Source organism: Streptomyces sudanensis, from assembly GCF_023614315.1.
Taxonomy (GTDB): domain Bacteria; phylum Actinomycetota; class Actinomycetes; order Streptomycetales; family Streptomycetaceae; genus Streptomyces; species Streptomyces sudanensis.
This window is the reverse complement of record NZ_CP095474.1, coordinates 431090-449711: the sequence shown is the minus strand read 5'-3', so window position 1 is coordinate 449711 and position 18622 is coordinate 431090. Positions and strand designations below refer to the sequence as shown.

Sequence of the window (18622 nt, the reverse complement as noted above, 5' to 3'; positions counted from 1 at the left end):
GACGCCCCCCGGGCGTGCGCGGAGCCGGACGGGAGCCGGTGGGAGGGCGGGGCGGCTTCGGCCCCGGCCCCGTCCCGGCCCCGTGGCGCCGGGACCAGAACGCCCCGGCACCGTCCGCTCAGCACTCGATGATGTTCACCGCGAGGCCGCCGCGGGCGGTCTCCTTGTACTTGACCGACATGTCCGCGCCGGTCTCCTTCATCGTCTTGATGACCTTGTCCAGGGAGACCTTGTGGCTGCCGTCGCCCCGCATCGCCATCCGGGCCGCCGTCACGGCCTTCACGGCGGCCATGCCGTTGCGCTCGATGCACGGGATCTGGACCAGGCCGCCGACCGGGTCGCAGGTCAGGCCCAGGTTGTGCTCCATGCCGATCTCGGCGGCGTTCTCCACCTGCTCGGGGGAGCCGCCCAGGACCTCGGCGAGGGCGCCCGCCGCCATCGAGCAGGCCGAGCCGACCTCGCCCTGGCAGCCGACCTCGGCACCGGAGATGGAGGCGTTCTCCTTGAACAGCATGCCGATCGCGCCCGCCGCGAGGAGGAAGCGGACGACGCCCTCCTCGTCGGCGCCCGGCACGAAGTTCACGTAGTAGTGCAGCACCGCCGGGATGATGCCGGCGGCGCCGTTCGTCGGGGCGGTGACGACCCGGCCGCCGGCGGCGTTCTCCTCGTTGACCGCCATCGCGTACAGGGTGATCCACTCCATGGAGAGGGCCTGGGCGTCGCCCTCGGAGCGCAGCTTGCGGGCGGTAGTCGCGGCGCGGCGGCGGACCTTCAGGCCGCCCGGCAGGATGCCCTCGCGCGACATGCCGCGGTCGACGCACTCCCGCATGACGCGCCAGATCTCCAGCAGGCCGGCGCGGATCTCGTCCTCCGTGCGCCAGGCCTTCTCGTTCTCCAGCATCAGCGCGGAGATCGACAGGCCGGTCTCGCGGGTGAGGCGCAGCAGCTCGTCGCCCGTGCGGAACGGGTACTTCAGGACGGTGTCGTCGAGCTTGATCCGGTCCGCGCCCACGGCGTCCTCGTCGACGACGAACCCGCCGCCGACCGAGTAGTACGTCTTCTCCAGCAGCGTCGCGCCCTCGGCGTCGTACGCCCACAGGGTCATGCCGTTGGCGTGGTACGGGAGCGCCTTGCGGCGGTGCAGGACCAGGTCGGCGTCGAAGTCGAAGCCGATCTCGTGGGCGCCGAGCAGGTTGATCCGCCCGCTCTCCTTGATCCGCTCGACCTGCTCGTCGGCGCTCTCCACGTCGACGGTCCGGGGCGAGCTGCCCTCCAGGCCCAGCAGGACGGCCTTGGGGGTGCCGTGGCCGTGGCCGGTGGCGCCCAGCGAGCCGTACAGCTCGCAGCGCACCGAGGCCGTGGGGGCGAGCAGGCCGTCGTTCTTCAGGCGGTGCACGAACATCCGGGCCGCCCGCATGGGGCCGACGGTGTGGGAGCTGGACGGGCCGATGCCGATCGAGAACAGGTCGAAGACCGAGATGGCCACGGGAGTACTCCTTGGGGTGGTGGACGCCGCCGTCTGCCGCGGGGGTGGTGCAGGGAGGGGCTGGGTGGTGGGGTGCGCACGGCACGGGGCACCGCACCCACTGTCCCCAGTGTGCGCGATGCCCCGCGGTGCGGTCTGTCGGGTACCCGGCGCCGGGGCGCCGGACACTCCTACAGGCCGGGGTAGAGCGGGTGCCTGGCGGCGAGAGCCGTGACCCGGGCCTTCAGCGCCTCCGCGTCGTACGACGGCTTCAGCGCCTCGGCGATGACGTCGGCGACCTCGGAGAAGTCCTCGGCCTGGAAGCCGCGGGTGGCCAGCGCCGGGGTGCCGATGCGCAGGCCCGACGTGACCATCGGGGGGCGCGGGTCGTTCGGGATGGCGTTCCGGTTGACCGTGATGCCGATCTCGTGGAGGCGGTCCTCGGCCTGCTGGCCGTCGAGCTCGCTGTTGCGCAGGTCGACCAGGACGAGGTGCACGTCCGTGCCGCCGGACAGGACGGAGACGCCCGCCTCGGCCACGTCGGCCCGGACCAGGCGCTCCGCGATGATCCTCGCGCCGTCCAGGGTGCGCTGCTGGCGCTCCTTGAACTCCTCGCTCGCCGCGACCTTGAAGGAGACCGCCTTGGCCGCGATGACGTGCTCCAGCGGGCCGCCCTGCTGGCCGGGGAAGACCGAGGAGTTGATCTTCTTGGCGAGCTCGGCGGTCGACAGGATGACACCGCCGCGCGGGCCGCCCAGCGTCTTGTGCGTGGTCGTGGTGACCACGTGGGCGTGCGGCACCGGGTTCGGGTGGAGCCCGGCCGCGACCAGGCCCGCGAAGTGGGCCATGTCGACCATCAGGTACGCGCCGACCTCGTCGGCGATCCGGCGGAACGCCGCGAAGTCGAGCTGGCGCGGGTACGCCGACCAGCCGGCGATGATCAGCTTCGGCTTGGCCTCCTTGGCGAGGCGCTCGACCTCGGCCATGTCGACCTGGCCCGTCGCGTCGTCCACGTGGTACGCGACCACGTTGTACAGCTTGCCGGAGAAGTTGATCTTCATGCCGTGGGTCAGGTGCCCGCCGTGGGCGAGGTTCAGACCCATGATCGTGTCACCCGGCTTGAGCAGGGCGAACATCGCCGCGGCGTTGGCCTGCGCGCCGGAGTGCGGCTGCACGTTGGCGTGCTCGGCGCCGAACAGCTCCTTGATGCGGTCGATGGCGATCTGCTCGACCACGTCGACGTGCTCGCAGCCGCCGTAGTAGCGGCGGCCGGGGTAGCCCTCGGCGTACTTGTTGGTGAGGACGGAACCCTGGGCCTCCATGACCGCGACCGGAGCGAAGTTCTCCGAGGCGATCATCTCCAGGGTGTTCTGCTGGCGGCGGAGCTCGGCGTCGACGGCGGCGGCGACATCCGGGTCCAGCTCGTGGAGGGGGGTGTTCAGAAGCGACATCACGCGGTCCCTACGGGTGTGGGTGTCGGACGGGTCAGCCGGCGAACTCGGTGTACTCGTCGGCGGAGAGCAGGTCGTCCGGCTCCTCGGTGACGCGGACCTTGAACAGCCAGCCGCCCTCGAACGGCGCGCTGTTCACCAGCGAGGGGTCGTCCACGACCTCCTGGTTCGCCTCGACGACCTCGCCGCTGACCGGCGAGTACAGGTCGCTGACGGACTTGGTGGACTCCAACTCGCCGCAGGTCTCGCCCGCGGTGACGGTGTCGCCCACCTCCGGGAGCTGGACGTACACGACGTCGCCCAGGGCGTTCGCCGCGTGCTCCGTGATGCCGATCGTCGCGACGCCGTCCTCGGCGGGCGACAGCCACTCGTGTTCCTTGCTGTAGCGCAGCTGCTGGGGGTTGCTCATGGTCTGGATTCTCCTGTACGGGCGTGGGTGGTGGTGAACGGGGAGGGGGGTACGGGGTCAGGCCCGGCGCCGCGGGGGCGGCACCGGCGAGCGTGTCACTTCTGCCGCTTGTAGAACGGCAGCGCCACGACCTCGTACGGCTCGTGGGTACCGCGGATGTCGACGCCCACGCCCGGCGTGCCCGGAGCGGCGTACTCGGCGTCCACGTAGGCCATGGCGATCGGCTTGCCCAGCGTCGGCGACGGGGCGCCCGAGGTGACCTCGCCGACCACCCGGCCGCCGGCGACCACGGGCATCCCGGCGCGCGGCACGCGGCGGCCCTCGGCGACCAGGCCGACCAGCTTGCGCGGCGGCGCGGTCTCGGCGCGGGCGGCGGCCTCCTCCAGCGCGGCGCGGCCCACGAAGTCGCCGGCCTTCTCGAACTTCACGACCCGGCCCAGGCCCGCGTCGAAGGGGGTCAGGTCGGTCGTCAGCTCGTGCCCGTACAGCGGCATGCCGGCCTCCAGGCGGAGCGTGTCCCGGCAGGACAGGCCGCACGGGATCAGCCCGGCGCCCTCGCCCGCCTCGGTCAGCGCCTTCCACAGGGTCTCGGCGTGCTCCGGCGCGGTGAACAGCTCGAAGCCGTCCTCGCCGGTGTAGCCCGTGCGGGCGATCAGCGCCGGGACGCCGGCGACCGTGCCGGGCAGGCCCGCGTAGTACTTCAGGCCGTCCAGGTCGGCGTCGGTGAGCGACTTCAGGATGCCGGGCGACTCGGGGCCCTGGACGGCGATCAGCGCGTACGCGTCGCGGTCGTCGCGGACCTCGGCGTCGAAGCCGGCGGCGCGCTCGGTCAGCGCGTCCAGCACCACCTGGGCGTTGGAGGCGTTGGCGACGACCATGTACTCCTGCTCGGCGAGCCGGTACACGATCAGGTCGTCGAGGATGCCGCCGTCCTCGCGGCAGATCATCGTGTAGCGGGCGCGGCCCACGCCGACGCCGCCGATGTTGCCGACCAGGGCGCGGTCGAGGAGGTCGGCGGCCTGCGCGCCGGTGACGGTGATCTCACCCATGTGGGAGAGGTCGAACAGGCCGGCCCTGGTGCGCACGGCGGTGTGCTCGTCGCGCTCGCTGCCGTACCGCAGCGGCATGTCCCAGCCGGCGAAGTCGGTCATGGTCGCGCCCAGCGAACGATGCAGCGCATCGAGGGCCGTGCGGCGGGGGGAAGTGCTCATGAAAGGGCTCCCAGGTCCGGGGCATGAATGGCGAGGACGATCCTCCCCATCTGTCATCGGAACCTGAGAGGTTCGCCGCGACCCCGGCCGGGAGCGCGGCTTGCACCTTGGGTGGAGCGGCGCCCCGGCGGTACGGGGAACGGCTCGCTTTTCAGATCTGCCTCATCCGTGCGGTGCGGGGCCTGAGAGATTCAAGGGAGGAACTTGCTCCTTCGGCGCCCGGGCCGTCGCCGGCCCGGAACTCTCCCGCACGGATTCGAGCGGCCTGTATGCGGTTGTCGGCGCGCACATCATCGCACGAGGGCCCGGATCGGCAAACCCTCGGCTTGTCGGCGAATCGCCCCTACCCTATTACTGTTTCTTTACACTTCTCGGGCAGGCTGTGGGGGAGCCGAGCTCGGGAGGGCCATCATGTCGCAGCGGTCCGGCGCGTACGCCACGACCGCGGGGGTGCCTCCGGCGCTGCCCGCCCGCACGGCCGCCGTCCCGGTCCTCCGGGACCTCAGGGGGCGCGGCGGGCGCGTCCCGTGCGAGCTGGCCTTCGCCGAGGCCGACGTGGTCGTCGTCTCCGGACTGCCCGGCAGCGGCAAGTCCACCCTCATCCGGCGGATCGCCCCCGACCGCGCCGTCGACTCCCAGGACGCCCGCGACCGCTGGGAGAGTCGCATGCCGCACCTCCTGCCGTACGCCGCCTACCGGCCCCTGGTCCGCGCCGCCCACTACGCCGGCCTGCGGGCCCGGCTGCGCGCCGGCCGGGGCGTCGTCGTCCACGACTGCGGCACCCAGTCCTGGGTGCGCCGCTGGCTCGCCCGCGAGGCCCGCCGCCGGGGCGGCACGCTGCACCTGGTGCTCCTCGACGTCGACCCCGACACCGCCCGCGAGGGCCAGCGGGAGCGGGGGAGGGGCGTCTCCTCCTACGCCTTCGCCCGGCACCGCAGGGCTGTCGGCCGGCTCGTCCGCGACGCCGAGCGGGGCGTCCTGCCTGCCGGCTGCGGCTCCGCCCTCCTCCTCGACCGCGCGGCGGCCGCGGCCCTGACCCGGGTCCGCTTCCGCTGATCCGGCGCCCCGCGCCCCGCGCCCCGCGCGCTAGGGTGCCGAGGCAGGCACCGGACGACCGGGAAGGACGCAGGGACACCGTGGACACCGCACCCGCCGCAGTCGACGCCGCATGGCCGTCCAACGAACTGGAGGAGGTCCTGTCCGCCTCCGTGGGCCAGGGCGCCGCCGGTGCCCGCATCGTCGAGGTCCTGGGCCGCAGCCCGGTCTGGGTGCCCCTGCCCGAGGGCGGCTCCCCCGAGAGCGCCGGCCCCGGGGCGCCCGGTCTCGACCTCCCCACGCTGGAGCTGGACGGCCTGCCGTACGTGCCGGTGTTCACCTCCGAGAGCCAGTTCCGCGCCTGCGCCGGCGGACACATGGCGTACGCCGTCGCCCCGGCCGTCGAGTTCGCCCGCGGACTGCCGCCGCAGCTCGGCCTCGTCCTCAACCCCGGCGGCACCGTCGGGGCGCCCCTCCCGCCGCCCGCCGTCGCCGAGCTGTGCCGCGTCGGACGCGGCCCCCTCGACGGGCCCGCGTCCGGGGCGCGCGTCCGGCTGTTCGAACCCGACTGGCAGGACGACCCCGTCGGCTTCCTCTCCGCCGCGGGCGCCGAGTTCGAGGCGACCGGGGCGGTGCTCACCGCCCGGCGCGCCCTCGCCAGCGTCGAGGGCGATCCCCCCGCCCTCTTCGTCGGCGTGCAGCTCCTCTCCCCGGAGACCGCCGACCGCACGGCCCCCCTCGACGCCCTCGGCCGCGCCCTGGGCGCCGTCCCCGTGCCCTGGCCGGTCAACCTGGTCCTCCTCGACATCGCCCACGACCCCGTCGGCGACTGGATGCTCCGAAAGGTGCGCCCCTTCTACCGCCGCGAGCGCGGCTCCTGACCGGGCGCCCCCTTAAGCTGGACCGGAAGTCTGCGAACGAGGGGCGGGATCGGGTGAGCGCATCAGGCACGGCGGCGGGCGGCGGGGCCTCCTCCGGCCGGGCGGAGCCGGGACCTTCGGGGAAGGTCGAGGACATGCTCCGGCAGGTCGCCCCCGGGCGTTACGACGCGTACGAGGCGCTGCTCCACGCCCTCGCCGAGGGGCAGGTGTGGATGCTGCTCTGGCACGGCCAGGCCGGATCCCCCGACGCCCAGTACGGGAACATGCAGGTCGACGGCCTCGGTTACGCCCCCTGCGTCACCTCCGCCCGGGAGCTCGCGGTCTCCGGCTGGAGCCGTGCCCACGAGGTCGCCGCCGTCCGCGACGTGGCCCGCGCCCTCTACCCCGACCGGTGGGGCGTCTGGCTCAACCCGCACGCCCCCGGCGGGGGCGTCGGCGTCCCCTGGGCCGACCTGCGCCGGATCGCGACCGGCCTGGACCGCATGCCGGCCGGTCCGCTGCGGCTCTCCGAGCCCGCCGTCGAGCTGCCGCAGTTCTACGGCCTGCTCACCCAGAACGCCCACCGCACCCCCGCCGTGCGCTCCCTGCGCCGCGCCTGGGTGCAGCCGTCCCTGGGCGGCCCGTACCTCGCCATCGGCCTCGACCTCTACGACACGGACCACGCGTCCGTCGAGACGGTCCGCGCGATGATGCGGCAGTCCGTCGCGGCCGTCCCCGACGGGCTGCCCGTGTCGACGGTCGCCATGTCCGACGGGCACGATCCGGTCGCGCTGTGGCTGCGCGCCAACGCCCGCCCCTTCTACGACCGCGAGGCCCACCTCGCGCCCCGGCCCGGACCCGCCGCCTACGGCTACCCGCAGCAGGGCTGACCTCCCGTCGGGCGCTTCCCGCCCGGCCCGCCGCACGGCGGCCGGCCGGGCCCGGCGGGAGGCTTGTCCGGGATGGGGGCGATTTGGTGACCGTCCGGGTCTCGACTAGGTATCACCGGTATCCGGACTGTTCTCCACGGTGCAACCCGTAGGTAGTGTTCGGCCGGTCAAGACCTCGCTCACTAGGCCAAACCAGGGGTGGCCCATGCGAATTTCCCAGTCCCGTGCGGTCCGGGCGGTCACCGCGGCGCTCGCCGTCGGAATGATCGCTACGGGCTGCGCCAGCGAACGCGGCAAGGACAGCAACGGCAAGGACGGCGGCAAGGACACGTTCGTGTTCGCCGGCGCCGGCGACCCGAGCTCCCTCGACCCTGCCCTCGCCAGCGACGGCGAAACGTTCCGCGTCACGCGGCAGGCCTTCGAGGCGCTGCTGGAGCACGAGCCCGGCGGCAGCAAGCTCGTCGGCGGCCTGGCCGAGAAGTGGTCCAGCGACCCGTCGGGCAAGGTGTGGACGTTCAACCTCCGCAAGGGAGTGAAGTTCCACGACGGCGAGGCGTTCAACGCCGCCGCCGTCTGCGCCAACTACGACCACTGGTTCAACTGGACGGGCACCTACCAGTCCAGCGCGGTCTCCTACTACTGGCAGTCCATCATGGGCGGCTTCGCGAAGAACGAGGACAAGGAGGCCCCCAAGGCCAACTACAAGTCCTGCACCGCGAAGGACCCCCAGACGGCCGTCATCGAGGTCCACGAGCCCTCCGCCAACCTGCCGGGCGGCTTCTCCCTCCAGGCGCTGGCGATCCACTCGCCGAAGGCGCTCAAGGAGTACGCGAAGCAGGCCGTCGGCGGCTCCGACGACGCCATCACGTACCCCAAGTACAGCCAGGAGCCGGGCACGGTCGCCGGCACCGGCCCCTACCGGATCACCGGCTGGAACAAGGGCAACAAGGAAGTCACCCTCGAGCGCTTCGACGACTACTGGGGCGAGAAGGCCAAGGTGAAGAACCTGGTCTTCCGCACCATCGACACCGAGGAAGGCCGCCGCCAGGCCCTCCAGGCCGGCGACATCGACGGCTACGACCTGGTGTCGCCCGCGGACGTGAAGACCCTGGAGGCCGAGGGCTTCGAGGTCCCCACCCGCGACGTGTTCAACCTCCTCTACGTGGGCTTCTCCCAGGAGAAGAACCCGGCGCTGAAGAAGCCCCAGGTCCGCCAGGCCATCGCGCACGCCATCGACCGCGAGAACATCGTCAAGACGCAGCTGCCCGAGGGCGGCAAGGTCGCGACGCAGTTCATGCCCGACACGGTCGCCGGCTGGTCGGACAAGGTGAAGACGTACCCGCACGACGCGAACAAGGCCAAGCAGCTGCTGGCCGCGGCGGGCGAGTCCAAGCTGAAGGTCGAGTTCTGCTACCCGACCGAGGTCACCCGGCCCTACATGCCGGCCCCGCAGGACATCTTCGAGCAGATGAAGTCCGACCTGGAGAAGGTCGGCGTCACCGTCACCCCGAAGCCGCTGAAGTGGGCCCCGGACTACGTGGACGCCACCGAGGCCGGCGCCTGCGCCCTGCACATGCTGGGCTGGACCGGTGACTTCAACGACGGCTACAACTTCATCGGCACCTGGTTCTCCGAGTACGACAAGCAGTGGGGCTTCAAGGACCCGGCCGTCTTCGGTGCCGTGACCGGCGCCTCGAAGATGACCGACCCGGTCAAGCGCGTCGAGGCGTACAAGGCCGCCAACCAGAAGATCATGGAGTACCTGCCGGGCCTCCCGATCTCCTCGTCGCCGCCCGCCATCGCGTTCGGCAAGAACGTCAACCCGCCGAAGGTCTCCCCGCTGACGCAGGAGAACTTCGCCGAGGTCTCCTTCAAGTAACCGCCGTCTCACGCGGGTCCGCCCGGTCACACCGCAAAAGTGACCGGGCGGACCCGCATCTCACGCACACGCAAGAAAGGGGCATGCGGGGTGCTGCGACTCGTCGTACGAAGACTGCTACAGCTGATACCCACCCTGCTCGGCCTGTCGGTTCTGCTCTTCCTGTGGCTGAACCGGCTGCCCGGCGGACCCGCCTCGGCGATCCTGGGCGAACGGGCCACGGCGGCCGATGTGGCGCGCATCAACCGGGCCCTCGGGCTCGACCAGCCGATATGGGTCCAGTACTGGCGCTTCCTGGAGCGCGTCGCGCACCTGGACCTGGGCACCTCGACCCGGACCCGCCAGCCGGTGTGGGACGAGTTCGTCCTGCGTTTCCCGGCCACCGTGGAGCTCAGCCTCACCGCGATGCTCATCGCGGTCGTGATCGGCATCCCCCTCGGCTACCTCGCGGCCCGGCGCCGCGGCGGCTGGCTCGACGTGGCCTCGGTGTCCGGTTCGCTCTTCGGCATCTGCGTGCCGGTGTTCTTCCTCGGCATGATCCTCAAGGGGATCTTCGCGGTGCAGCTCGGCCTGTTCCCCAGCTTCGGGCGGATGACCACCGGCATCGACGCGACCGAGATCACCGGCTTCGCCGTCCTCGACGGCCTGCTCACCGGGGAACTGGACGCCGCGGGAGACGCCCTGTGGCATCTGATCCTGCCGGCGCTGACCCTCGCGTCCATCCCGCTGGCCGTCATCGTCCGGATGACCCGCGCCAGCGTCCTGGAGGTCCTCGGCGAGGACTACGTCCGCACCGCCGAGTCCAAGGGCCTGGAGAAGGGCGTCGTCCGCGTCCGCCACGTGCTGCGCAACGCGCTGCTGCCCGTCGTCACGGCCATCGGCCTGCTGACCGGCTCCCTGCTGTCCGGGGCGGTCCTCACCGAGTCGGTGTTCTCCTTCAACGGCATCGGCAACTTCATCCGCCTCGCCATCGACGCCCGCGACTACCCGGTGCTCGTCGGCTTCATCATGTTCATCACGATGGTGTACGTCGTCATCAACCTGCTGGTGGACCTCGCGTACAGCCTCATCGACCCGAGAGTGCGGGTGAACTGACGTGTCCACCAAGACGGACAAGATCGACCGCCTCGCGGAACTCACCCAGAACGCGGACCACACCTCGGGCGGCAGCCTGTGGCGCGAGGCGTTCCGCCGGCTCAAGGGCAGCAAGATGGCCCTCATCGGCGTCGGCATCATCGGCCTGTTCGTGATCGTCGCCGTCGTCGGCCCCTGGCTCGCCCCGCACTCCCCGACCGCGCAGACCTGGCGCGGCGAGGTCTTCCCCAACCAGGGCAAGTTCGTCGGCGTGCGCGACGGCAACCTGTTCGGCCTGGACCACCTCGGCCGCGACACGTTCTCGCGGATCCTCGTCGGAGCCCGGCAGACGCTCCTCGTCGGCGTCGTCTCCATGCTGATCGGCCTGCTCGTCGGCGCGCTGATCGGCATGCTGTCCGGAGCCGCCGCCACCCTCGGCGGCAAGCCGGGGCAGCGCGTCGACACCTTCGTCATGCGTGTCATCGACATCATGCTGTCGCTGCCGTCGCTGCTGCTGGCGGTGTCCATCGCGGCCGTCATGGGCCAGTCCCTCACGACCGTGATGATCGCCGTCGGCGTCGTCCAGATCCCGGTCTTCGCCCGCCTGCTGCGCGGTTCGATGCTGGCGCAGGGCGGCTCCGACTACGTCCTCGCCGCCAAGGCGCTGGGCGTGCGGCGCAAGCGGATCGTGCTGACCCAGATCCTGCCGAACTCGCTCAGCCCCGTGATCGTCCAGGCGACCCTCAGCCTCGCCACCGCGATCATCGAGGCCGCCGCGCTGTCGTACCTGGGCCTGGGCAACCCCGACCCGGCCGTGCCCGAGTGGGGCGTCATGCTCGCCCAGGCGCAGCGGTTCTTCGACAACGCGCCGATGATGGCCGTCTACCCGGCGGTCGGCATCATCATCACCGCCCTCGGCTTCACCCTGCTCGGCGAGGCCATGCGCGAAGCCCTCGACCCGAAGCTGCGAGGCTGAACTGCCATGCCACTGCTCACTGTTGACGAACTCACCGTCACCTTCGGCGGACGCGGGCGCACCCCCTCCACCGCGGTCGACGGGGTCTCCTTCACCGTCGACCAGGGCCAGGTCGTCGGCCTGGTCGGCGAGTCCGGCTGCGGCAAGTCCGTGACCTCCCTCGCCCTGATGGGCCTGCTCCCGAGCAAGGGCGTCACGGTCGGCGGGCGGGCCGTCTTCGACGGCGACGACCTGCTGCGGATGAGCCCGAAGAAGCTCCGGGACATGCGCGGCAGCAAGCTCGCGATGATCTTCCAGGACCCGCTGTCCTCGCTGAACCCGGTCATCCCGATCGGCCTGCAGGTCACCGAGATCCTGGAGCGGCACCGGGGCCTGAAGGGCGAGGCGGCGCGGAAGGAGGCCGCGCACCTGCTGGACCGCGTCGGCATCCCCGACCCGCACCGCCGCCTCAAGGAGTACCCGCACCAGCTCTCCGGCGGCATGCGCCAGCGCGCCCTCATCGCCATGGCGGTGGCGTGCGCCCCGCGCCTGCTGATCGCCGACGAGCCCACCACGGCGCTGGACGTGACCATCCAGGCGCAGATCCTGGAGCTGCTGAAGGAACTCGTGGACCAGGAGGGCACCGCCCTGCTGATGATCACCCACGACCTCGGCGTGGTGGCGGGACTGTGCGACCAGGTGAACGTGCTGTACGCGGGGAAGGCGGTGGAGACGGCGGGCCGCAGGGAGCTGTTCGCCCACCCCACCCACCCGTACGCGCACGGCCTGCTCGGCTCCATCCCGCGCCTGGACGCCCCGCGCGGCGAGCCGCTCACCCCGATCCGCGGCTCCATCAACGACAAGATCGCCTGGGCGGACGGCTGCGCGTTCGCGCCGCGCTGCGACTTCTACACCATGGAGTGCCTCACCGGCACGCCCCAGCTCACCGAGCCGCGCACCGAGGGCCACCGGGTGCGCTGCGTCAACCCGGTGCTGCCCGACGCACCGGCCGAGGAGGTACCGGCATGAGCCTGCTCGAACTGGACGGTGTGAAGGTCCACTTCCCCGTCAAGAAGGGCCTCCTCTTCGACCGCACGGTCGGCCACGTCTACGCCGTCGACGGCGTCTCGCTGAAGGTCGAGGCCGGTCAGACGTACGGCCTCGTCGGCGAGTCGGGCTGCGGCAAGACGACGCTGGGCCGGGCCGTGCTGCGGCTGGTCGACGTCACCGACGGCGAGGTCGTCTTCGACGGCACCGACCTGGCGAAGCTGCCCGAGGAGGAGATGCGGAAGTTCCGGCGCCGCCTGCAGATGGTCTTCCAGGACCCGCTGGGCAGCCTGAACCCGCGCCAGAACATCGAGTCGATCCTCTCCGAGGGCATGCTCGCCCACGGCATCGGCGCGAACCAGGAGGAGCGGCGCGAGAAGATCAAGGCGATCCTCCAGCGGGTCGGCCTCCCGGCGAACGCCCTGTCGCGGTACCCGCACGAGTTCTCCGGCGGCCAGCGCCAGCGCATCGGCATCGCCCGGGCGCTCGTGCTGGAGCCGGACGTCATCATCTGCGACGAGCCCGTGTCGGCCCTGGACGTGTCGATCCAGGCGCAGGTCATCAACCTCCTGGAGGAGCTCCAGGCGCAGCTGGGCCTCACCTATCTGGTGATCGCCCACGACCTGGCCGTGGTCCGGCACATCTCGGACGTCATCGGCGTCATGTACCTGGGCTCCCTGGTGGAGGAGGCGCCGAGCGACGCGCTGTACGCGGCGCCGAAGCACCCGTACACCAAGGCCCTGATGTCGGCCGTCCCGGTGCCGGACCCGGAGGTGGAGGACCGCCGCGAGCGCATCCTCCTCCGCGGCGACCTCCCCTCCCCGGCCAACCCGCCGACGGGCTGCCGCTTCCACACCCGCTGCCCCTGGGCGCGGCCCCGGTGCGGCGAGGAGCGGCCCGTGCTGGCCGACGTGGGCGGCGGGCACAAGGTGGCGTGCCACTTCGCGGCCGAGATCGAGTCCGGCGAGCTGCTCCCGACCCGGCCCACCGGGGTGGAGGCGGTGACCGGCACGGACCCGGACCCGTCCCCGTCCTCGGCGGAGCCCGGGCCGCAGGCCGCGAAGGCCCCGTGACCGGCCCCGGCCGGGACCCCTCCCGCGGGTCCCGGCCGGCCGCCGGCGGGCGCGCGTCCCGCCGGGCGGCCGTACGGGGCGGCCCCGNNCNCCCCGCCGCCCCGCCCGCCGCACGCGGTACAACAGAGCGGTGCTCCAGGACCTGCTCACCCCCTCCGTCCTCCACTCCCTCGAACTGGCGGGGATCTTCGTCTTCGCCATCTCCGGCGCCCTCCTCGCCGTGCGCAGGAACCTCGACGTCGTCGGCATGGCCGTCCTCGCCGAGTTCACCGCGCTGGGCGGCGGGCTCTTCCGCGACCTGGTGATCGGGGCGGTTCCCCCCGCCGCCTTCACCGACCTCGGCTACTTCGTCACGCCGCTGGTCGCCACGGCGCTGGTCTTCTTCCTGCACCCGGTCGTCGAACGCACCCAGAGGGCGGTGAACGTCTTCGACGCCGCCGGACTGGCGCTGTTCTGCGTGACCGGGACGACCAAGGCGTACGAGCACGGCCTGGGCCTGACGCAGTCGGCCGCCCTCGGCGTGGCGACCGCCGTCGGGGGCGGCGTCCTGCGCGACGTCCTGGCGAACGAGGTCCCGTCCCTGCTGCGCTGGGACCGCGACCTGTACGCCGTCCCGGCCATCGCCGGCTCGGCCCTGGTCGCGCTGTTCCTCCGCTTCGACGTGCTGGACCTCCTCACCGGCACCCTCGCCGCGCTCGCCGCCTTCGCCCTGCGCCTGCTCGCGCTGCGCTACCACTGGCGGGCGCCGCGCGCCTGGAACCGGCGCTCCACGACGGCCGAGCGGCCCACCCACAAAGCTACCGCTCAGTAGTTCGCTGTTGTACGGTTCCGACCATGGACAGCACCCAGTTCGACCGCGACACCGCGGTGACCCCGCGCGCGCCGGGCGTCTACGACGCGGAACTCTCCGCCGACTGGACGATCTTCGGCGTCGTCAACGGCGGCTACCTGCTCGCCCTGCTGGGCCGCGCCCTCGGAGACGCCCTGCCGCACCCGCACCCCTTCTCGGTGTCGGCCCACTACCTGGCGCCCTCGCGCCCCGGTCCCGCCGTGGTCCGCACCGAGACCGTCCGCACCGGACGCACCCTCTCCACCGGCCAGGCGTCCCTCTTCCAGTACGCGGAGGACGGCACCGAGACCGAGCGCATCCGCGTCCTCGCCGCGTACGGCGACCTCGACGCGCTCCCCGGCGACGTGCGCACCAGCGCCAAGCCGCCCGCCATCCCGCCCTACGAGCACTGCTTCGGCCCGGCCGACGCGCCGATCCCGCTGCCCGGCTCCACCGGAATCACCAGGCTCCTCGACCTCAGGCTCGACCCGGCCACCGTCGGCTGGGCGGTCGGCGACCCCTCGGGCCGGGGGGAGGTCCGCGGCTGGTTCGGCCTCGCCGACGGCCGCGACCCCGACCCGCTGTCCCTGCTCCTGACCGTCGACGCGCTCCCGCCGACCGCCTTCGACCTGGGACTCACGGGCTGGACGCCGACCGTCGAGCTCACCACCCACATCCGCTGCCGCCCCGCGCCCGGGCCGCTGCGCGTCTCGATCACCACCCGCAACCTCGCCGGCGGCTTCCTGGAGGAGGACGCCGAGGTGTGGGACAGCGCCGACCGCCTGGTCGCCCAGTCCCGCCAGCTCGCCCGCGCCCCGCACGGGTCCTGAGCCGGGGCGCGGGGCCTCGTGGCCGGGGCGCGGCCGGACCGGCCCCGCCGCCCTCCGCTTCCGGGAGGCGGCCTCCGGAACGCGGGCCCCGCCGCGCCGCGCCGCACCGCCCGCCGCCGTGCGGGCTCCCCGGGCGGCCAGGGCCGGTACCACGCGGCCGGGGCGGGCACCCGCACCCGCCCCGGCGCGCCCTCCCGGACCCCGGCCCGGCGGCCCGCGCGGCGCACGACCGGGCCCACCCCGCCGGGCGCCCTCGCGAAGGCTCGTAGAATCGGGGCACCATGGCCTACCTCGACCACGCCGCGACCACCCCGATGCTCCCCGAGGCGATCGAGGCGATGACCGCCCAGCTCACCGCCACGGGCAACGCCTCGTCCCTGCACGCCGCCGGCCGCCGGGCCCGCCGCACCGTCGAGGAGGCCCGCGAGGCGCTCGCCGAGGCCCTCGGGGCGCGCCCCAGCGAGATCGTCCTCACCTCCGGGGGCACGGAGGCGGACAACCTCGCCGTCAAGGGCCTCTACTGGTCCCGCCGGGACGCCGACCCGCGCCGCGTCCGCGTCCTCACCAGCCCCGTGGAGCACCACGCCGTGCTGGACGCCGTCCACTGGCTCGGCGAACACGAGGGCGCCGCCGTCGAGTACCTGCCCGTCGACCGGTACGGGCGCGTCCACCCCGACGCGCTGCGCGAGGCCCTCGCCCACGACCCCGGCAGCGTCGCCCTCGTCACCGTCATGTGGGCCAACAACGAGATCGGCACCGTCATGCCGATCGCCGAACTGGCCGCCGCGGCCGCCGAGTTCGACGTGCCGATGCACTCCGACGCCGTCCAGGCCGTCGGCCAGGTCCCGGTCGGCTTCGCCGACTCCGGGCTCGCCGCCGCGACCGTCTCCAGCCACAAGATCGGCGGCCCGTACGGCATCGGCGCACTGCTCCTCGGCCGCGCCCACACCCCCGTGCCCGTCCTCCACGGCGGCGGCCAGGAACGCCACGTCCGCTCCGGCACCCTCGACGTGCCGGCCGTCGCCGCCTTCGCCGTCGCCGCGCGGATCGCCACCGAGCGGCGCGAGCGGTTCGCCCGCGAGATCGGCGCGCTGCGCGACGAACTCGTCGACGCGGTCCGCGCGGCCGTCCCCGACGCCGTCCTCGGCGGCGACCCCCGCGACCGGCTCCCCGCCAACGCCCACTTCAGCTTCCCCGGCTGCGAGGGCGACTCGCTGCTGCTGCTCCTCGACGCGCAGGGCATCGAGTGCTCCACCGGCTCCGCCTGCACCGCCGGCGTCGCCCAGCCCAGCCACGTCCTCCTGGCCACCGGTTCCGACCCGGACCTGGCCCGCGGCACGCTCCGCTTCACCCTCGGGCACACCTCCACCCGCGCCGACGTCGAGGCCCTCGCCAGGGCCATCGGCCCCGCCGTGGAACGCGCCCGCACGGCGGGACTCAGCTAGCGCGCCCGCCGCCCGCCCGCGCGGCGGGCGCGGAGGGCGACGCGGACGGTGCCGCCGCGGCCCGCCGGACCAGCTCCATGTACCGGTCCCAGTCCCAGTGCGGACCCGGATCGGTGTGGTCCGTGCCCTCCACCTCGACGTGGCCGATGACGTGCTCCCGGTCCACCGGTATGCCGTACCGGGCGCATATGCCCGCCGTCAGCCGCGCCGACGCCGCGTACATCGCGGGCGTGAAGTCCTTCGGGCGGTCCACGAAGCCCTCGTGCTCGATGCCGATGCTCCGCTCGTTCATGTCGCGGTTCCCCGCGTGGAACGCCACGTCCAGCTCGCGGATCATCTGCGCGACCCGCCCGTCCTTGCCCACCACGTAGTGCGTCGCCGCGCCGTGCCACGGGTTCTTGAACACCCGCAGCGCCGTCGCGTAGCTGCCCTGCACGACGTGGATCACCACCCGGTCGATGCCGAAGTCGGCCGGCCGGTCCGCCCGCCGCCAGTTCGCGGAGGACGCCGCCGTCCACACCGCGCCCGCGTGGTCCAGCTCGCCCTCCACGCGCGGCCTCTCCGTGCCGGGCAGCCGCCACCACAGGCGCCGCACCTCGTCCCAGCCCAGCGCCACCGCGCCCGCCGCCGCGGCGCCGCCGCCGATCAGCACGGCGCGCCGCCCCACCCGCCGGTTCCCCGCGCGCCGGTTCTCCGCCCGGTCCGTGTCTCCGCCCATGTGACGGAGAACGCTCACCACCGCGCCGGCGGTTCCCGCGGCCCCGTACCCTGGTGGGGCTATGACTGAGACCTCCCCGCGCCCCCTCCGCGTCCTCGCCGCCATGTCCGGCGGCGTGGACTCCGCCGTCGCCGCCGCCCGCGCCGCCGAGGCGGGCCACGACGTGACCGGGGTGCACCTGGCGCTCTCCGCCAACCCCCAGTCCTTCCGCACCGGCGCCCGCGGCTGCTGCACCGTCGAGGACTCCCGCGACGCCCGCCGCGCCGCCGACGTGATCGGCATCCCCTTCTACGTGTGGGACCTGGCGGAACGCTTCCGCGAGGACGTCGTGGAGGACTTCGTCGCCGAGTACGAGGCCGGCCGCACGCCCAACCCGTGCCTGCGCTGCAACGAGAAGATCAAGTTCGCGGCGCTCCTCGACAAGGCCCTCGCCCTCGGCTTCGACGCGGTCTGCACCGGCCACTACGCCAAGGTCGTCACCCTCCCCGACGGCACGCGCGAGCTGCACCGCGCCTCCGACGAGGCCAAGGACCAGTCGTACGTCCTGGGCGTCCTCGACGAGCGCCAGCTCGCGCACGCCATGTTCCCGCTGGGCGACACGGTCACCACCAAGGACGAGATCCGCGCGGAGGCCGAGCGGCGCGGCCTGGCCGTCGCGAGGAAGCCCGACAGCCACGACATCTGCTTCATCGCGGACGGCGACACCCAGGGCTTCCTCGCCTCCCGGCTCGGCAGGGCCGAGGGCGACATCGTGGACGAGTCCGGCAACCGGCTCGGCAGCCACGACGGCGCGTACGGCTTCACCATCGGGCAGCGCAAGGGCCTGCGCATCGGCCATCCGGCACCCGACGGCAAACCCCGGTACGTCCTCGACATCTCACCGGTCGACAACAGGGTCACCGTCGGCCCCGCCGAGGCACTGGACGTCACCGCCCTCACCGCGATCCGGCCCCGCTGGTGCGGCCGCGCCCCCGAGGGCCCCGGCACGTACACCGCCCAGCTCCGCGCCCACGGCGGCGAGACCGGGGTGACGGCGGAACTGGTCGACGGCGAGCTGCGCGTCGCCTTCGCCGAACCGGTCCGCGGCGTCGCCCCGGGCCAGGCGATCGTCCTGTACGACGGCACCCGCGTCGTCGGCTCGGCCACCATCGCCACCACCGCCCGCCGCGACCGGCCGGCCGCGACCACGGCCTGACGCCCCCGGACCACGGCCTGACGCCGACCCGCCGCGGTCGGCCGGTCGCGGTGACGGCCGGCGCGCCGGCGAGGGCCGCGTGCCGCACTCCCGATCCCCCGTGCGGCGCGGTACGGACGGACCCGTGATGCGCCGTCGACGCAGCCGCCCATCACGTGATCACTACTGCGCTAGAGTCCTCCGATGCGGCTGCGCCGGCGCCCGTCCCACGCGCAGACCAGGGAAAACGTTCACGACACGGGCGAAACCCGGGGGT

General features: G+C 73.1%; 17 protein-coding genes and 1 riboswitch. Of the genes, 12 read left to right on the top strand and 5 right to left on the bottom strand.

Translation table 11 applies throughout. The annotated features are described in order from the left end of the window. Positions 1 to 118: 118 nt before the first annotated feature. From MW084_RS01920 to gcvT, 4 genes are all read right to left on the bottom strand, one after another. A complete protein-coding gene (locus MW084_RS01920; protein ID WP_010471167.1) occupies positions 119 to 1486 on the bottom strand; it encodes an L-serine ammonia-lyase in 1368 nt (455 codons plus the stop codon). Positions 1487 to 1656: 170 nt separating this feature from the next. Next, positions 1657 to 2916 (bottom strand): serine hydroxymethyltransferase, encoded by a 1260-nt coding sequence (glyA, locus tag MW084_RS01915; protein WP_010471170.1) that lies wholly within the window; start codon positions 2914 to 2916, stop codon positions 1657 to 1659. Positions 2917 to 2950: 34 nt separating this feature from the next. Next, positions 2951 to 3325: a glycine cleavage system protein GcvH gene (gcvH, locus tag MW084_RS01910; RefSeq protein ID WP_010471173.1), complete on the bottom strand. Its 375-nt coding sequence runs from the start codon at positions 3323 to 3325 to the stop codon at positions 2951 to 2953. 95 nt (positions 3326 to 3420) lie between these two features. Further along, a complete protein-coding gene (gene gcvT / locus MW084_RS01905) occupies positions 3421 to 4536 on the bottom strand; it encodes a glycine cleavage system aminomethyltransferase GcvT (RefSeq protein ID WP_010471175.1) in 1116 nt (371 codons plus the stop codon). A 161-nt stretch (positions 4537 to 4697) separates the two neighbouring features. Continuing rightward, positions 4698 to 4795: riboswitch (glycine riboswitch) on the bottom strand. A 152-nt stretch (positions 4796 to 4947) separates the two neighbouring features. Between gcvT and MW084_RS01900 the strand changes: the two genes are divergently transcribed. The 11 genes from MW084_RS01900 (at position 4948) to MW084_RS01850 (ending at position 16453) form a co-directional block, all read left to right on the top strand. Next, positions 4948 to 5592, top strand: a complete 645-nt coding sequence (locus tag MW084_RS01900) for an AAA family ATPase (protein ID WP_010471176.1) — start codon at positions 4948 to 4950, stop codon at positions 5590 to 5592. An 80-nt stretch (positions 5593 to 5672) separates the two neighbouring features. Beyond that, on the top strand, positions 5673 to 6452 hold the full coding sequence (locus MW084_RS01895) for an enhanced serine sensitivity protein SseB (RefSeq protein ID WP_010471177.1): 780 nt from the start codon (positions 5673 to 5675) through the stop codon (positions 6450 to 6452). A 53-nt stretch (positions 6453 to 6505) separates the two neighbouring features. Next, positions 6506 to 7321, top strand: coding sequence for an enhanced serine sensitivity protein SseB C-terminal domain-containing protein (locus tag MW084_RS01890; RefSeq protein WP_372499226.1), 816 nt, complete (start codon positions 6506 to 6508; stop codon positions 7319 to 7321). 205 nt (positions 7322 to 7526) lie between these two features. Continuing rightward, positions 7527 to 9200: an ABC transporter substrate-binding protein gene (locus MW084_RS01885; RefSeq protein WP_010471189.1), complete on the top strand. Its 1674-nt coding sequence runs from the start codon at positions 7527 to 7529 to the stop codon at positions 9198 to 9200. Positions 9201 to 9290: 90 nt separating this feature from the next. Continuing rightward, entirely contained in the window at positions 9291 to 10295 is a 1005-nt protein-coding gene (locus MW084_RS01880) for an ABC transporter permease (protein WP_010471190.1), read from the top strand. A gap of 1 nt (position 10296) precedes the next feature. Beyond that, positions 10297 to 11250 carry an ABC transporter permease gene (locus MW084_RS01875; protein WP_010471192.1) on the top strand — a complete coding sequence of 318 codons (954 nt, stop codon included), beginning with the start codon at positions 10297 to 10299 and terminating at the stop codon, positions 11248 to 11250. Positions 11251 to 11256: 6 nt separating this feature from the next. After that, the gene (locus tag MW084_RS01870; RefSeq protein WP_010471194.1) at positions 11257 to 12258 is read left to right on the top strand and encodes an ABC transporter ATP-binding protein; all 1002 of its coding nucleotides are present in this window, start codon (positions 11257 to 11259) and stop codon (positions 12256 to 12258) included. Next, positions 12255 to 13349 carry an ABC transporter ATP-binding protein gene (locus tag MW084_RS01865; protein WP_010471195.1) on the top strand — a complete coding sequence of 365 codons (1095 nt, stop codon included), beginning with the start codon at positions 12255 to 12257 and terminating at the stop codon, positions 13347 to 13349. The genes MW084_RS01870 and MW084_RS01865 overlap by 4 nt, the downstream gene beginning before the upstream one ends. 130 nt (positions 13350 to 13479) lie before the next feature. Further along, positions 13480 to 14160 carry a trimeric intracellular cation channel family protein gene (locus tag MW084_RS01860; protein ID WP_010471196.1) on the top strand — a complete coding sequence of 227 codons (681 nt, stop codon included), beginning with the start codon at positions 13480 to 13482 and terminating at the stop codon, positions 14158 to 14160. Between the two features lie 23 nt (positions 14161 to 14183). Further along, the gene (locus MW084_RS01855; RefSeq protein ID WP_010471197.1) at positions 14184 to 15008 is read left to right on the top strand and encodes a thioesterase family protein; all 825 of its coding nucleotides are present in this window, start codon (positions 14184 to 14186) and stop codon (positions 15006 to 15008) included. Between the two features lie 281 nt (positions 15009 to 15289). Beyond that, the gene (locus MW084_RS01850; protein WP_010471198.1) at positions 15290 to 16453 is read left to right on the top strand and encodes a cysteine desulfurase family protein; all 1164 of its coding nucleotides are present in this window, start codon (positions 15290 to 15292) and stop codon (positions 16451 to 16453) included. Here MW084_RS01850 and MW084_RS01845 read toward each other — a convergent pair. Next, the gene (locus MW084_RS01845) at positions 16446 to 17171 is read right to left on the bottom strand and encodes an N-acetylmuramoyl-L-alanine amidase (protein WP_275563438.1); all 726 of its coding nucleotides are present in this window, start codon (positions 17169 to 17171) and stop codon (positions 16446 to 16448) included. The two genes, MW084_RS01850 and MW084_RS01845, sit on opposite strands and share 8 nt — an antisense overlap. Before the next feature lie 61 nt (positions 17172 to 17232). Between MW084_RS01845 and mnmA the strand changes: the two genes are divergently transcribed. Continuing rightward, positions 17233 to 18366: a tRNA 2-thiouridine(34) synthase MnmA gene (mnmA, locus tag MW084_RS01840; RefSeq protein WP_010472958.1), complete on the top strand. Its 1134-nt coding sequence runs from the start codon at positions 17233 to 17235 to the stop codon at positions 18364 to 18366. Positions 18367 to 18622: the final 256 nt, after the last annotated feature.

Excerpts from the sequence above, each read along its gene's own strand:
- MW084_RS01855 (WP_010471197.1), top strand. The coding sequence starts at position 14,184 with ATGGACAGCACCCAGTTCGACCGCGACACCGCGGTGACCCCGCGCGCG.
- MW084_RS01870 (WP_010471194.1), top strand. The coding sequence starts at position 11,257 with ATGCCACTGCTCACTGTTGACGAACTCACCGTCACCTTCGGCGGACGC.
- MW084_RS01850 (WP_010471198.1), top strand. The coding sequence starts at position 15,290 with ATGGCCTACCTCGACCACGCCGCGACCACCCCGATGCTCCCCGAGGCG.
- gcvT (WP_010471175.1), bottom strand. The coding sequence starts at position 4,536 with ATGAGCACTTCCCCCCGCCGCACGGCCCTCGATGCGCTGCATCGTTCG.
- MW084_RS01900 (WP_010471176.1), top strand. The coding sequence starts at position 4,948 with ATGTCGCAGCGGTCCGGCGCGTACGCCACGACCGCGGGGGTGCCTCCG.
- gcvH (WP_010471173.1), bottom strand. The coding sequence starts at position 3,325 with ATGAGCAACCCCCAGCAGCTGCGCTACAGCAAGGAACACGAGTGGCTG.
- MW084_RS01885 (WP_010471189.1), top strand. The coding sequence starts at position 7,527 with ATGCGAATTTCCCAGTCCCGTGCGGTCCGGGCGGTCACCGCGGCGCTC.
- MW084_RS01865 (WP_010471195.1), top strand. The coding sequence starts at position 12,255 with ATGAGCCTGCTCGAACTGGACGGTGTGAAGGTCCACTTCCCCGTCAAG.
- glyA (WP_010471170.1), bottom strand. The coding sequence starts at position 2,916 with ATGTCGCTTCTGAACACCCCCCTCCACGAGCTGGACCCGGATGTCGCC.
- mnmA (WP_010472958.1), top strand. The coding sequence starts at position 17,233 with ATGACTGAGACCTCCCCGCGCCCCCTCCGCGTCCTCGCCGCCATGTCC.
- MW084_RS01845 (WP_275563438.1), bottom strand. The coding sequence starts at position 17,171 with ATGGGCGGAGACACGGACCGGGCGGAGAACCGGCGCGCGGGGAACCGG.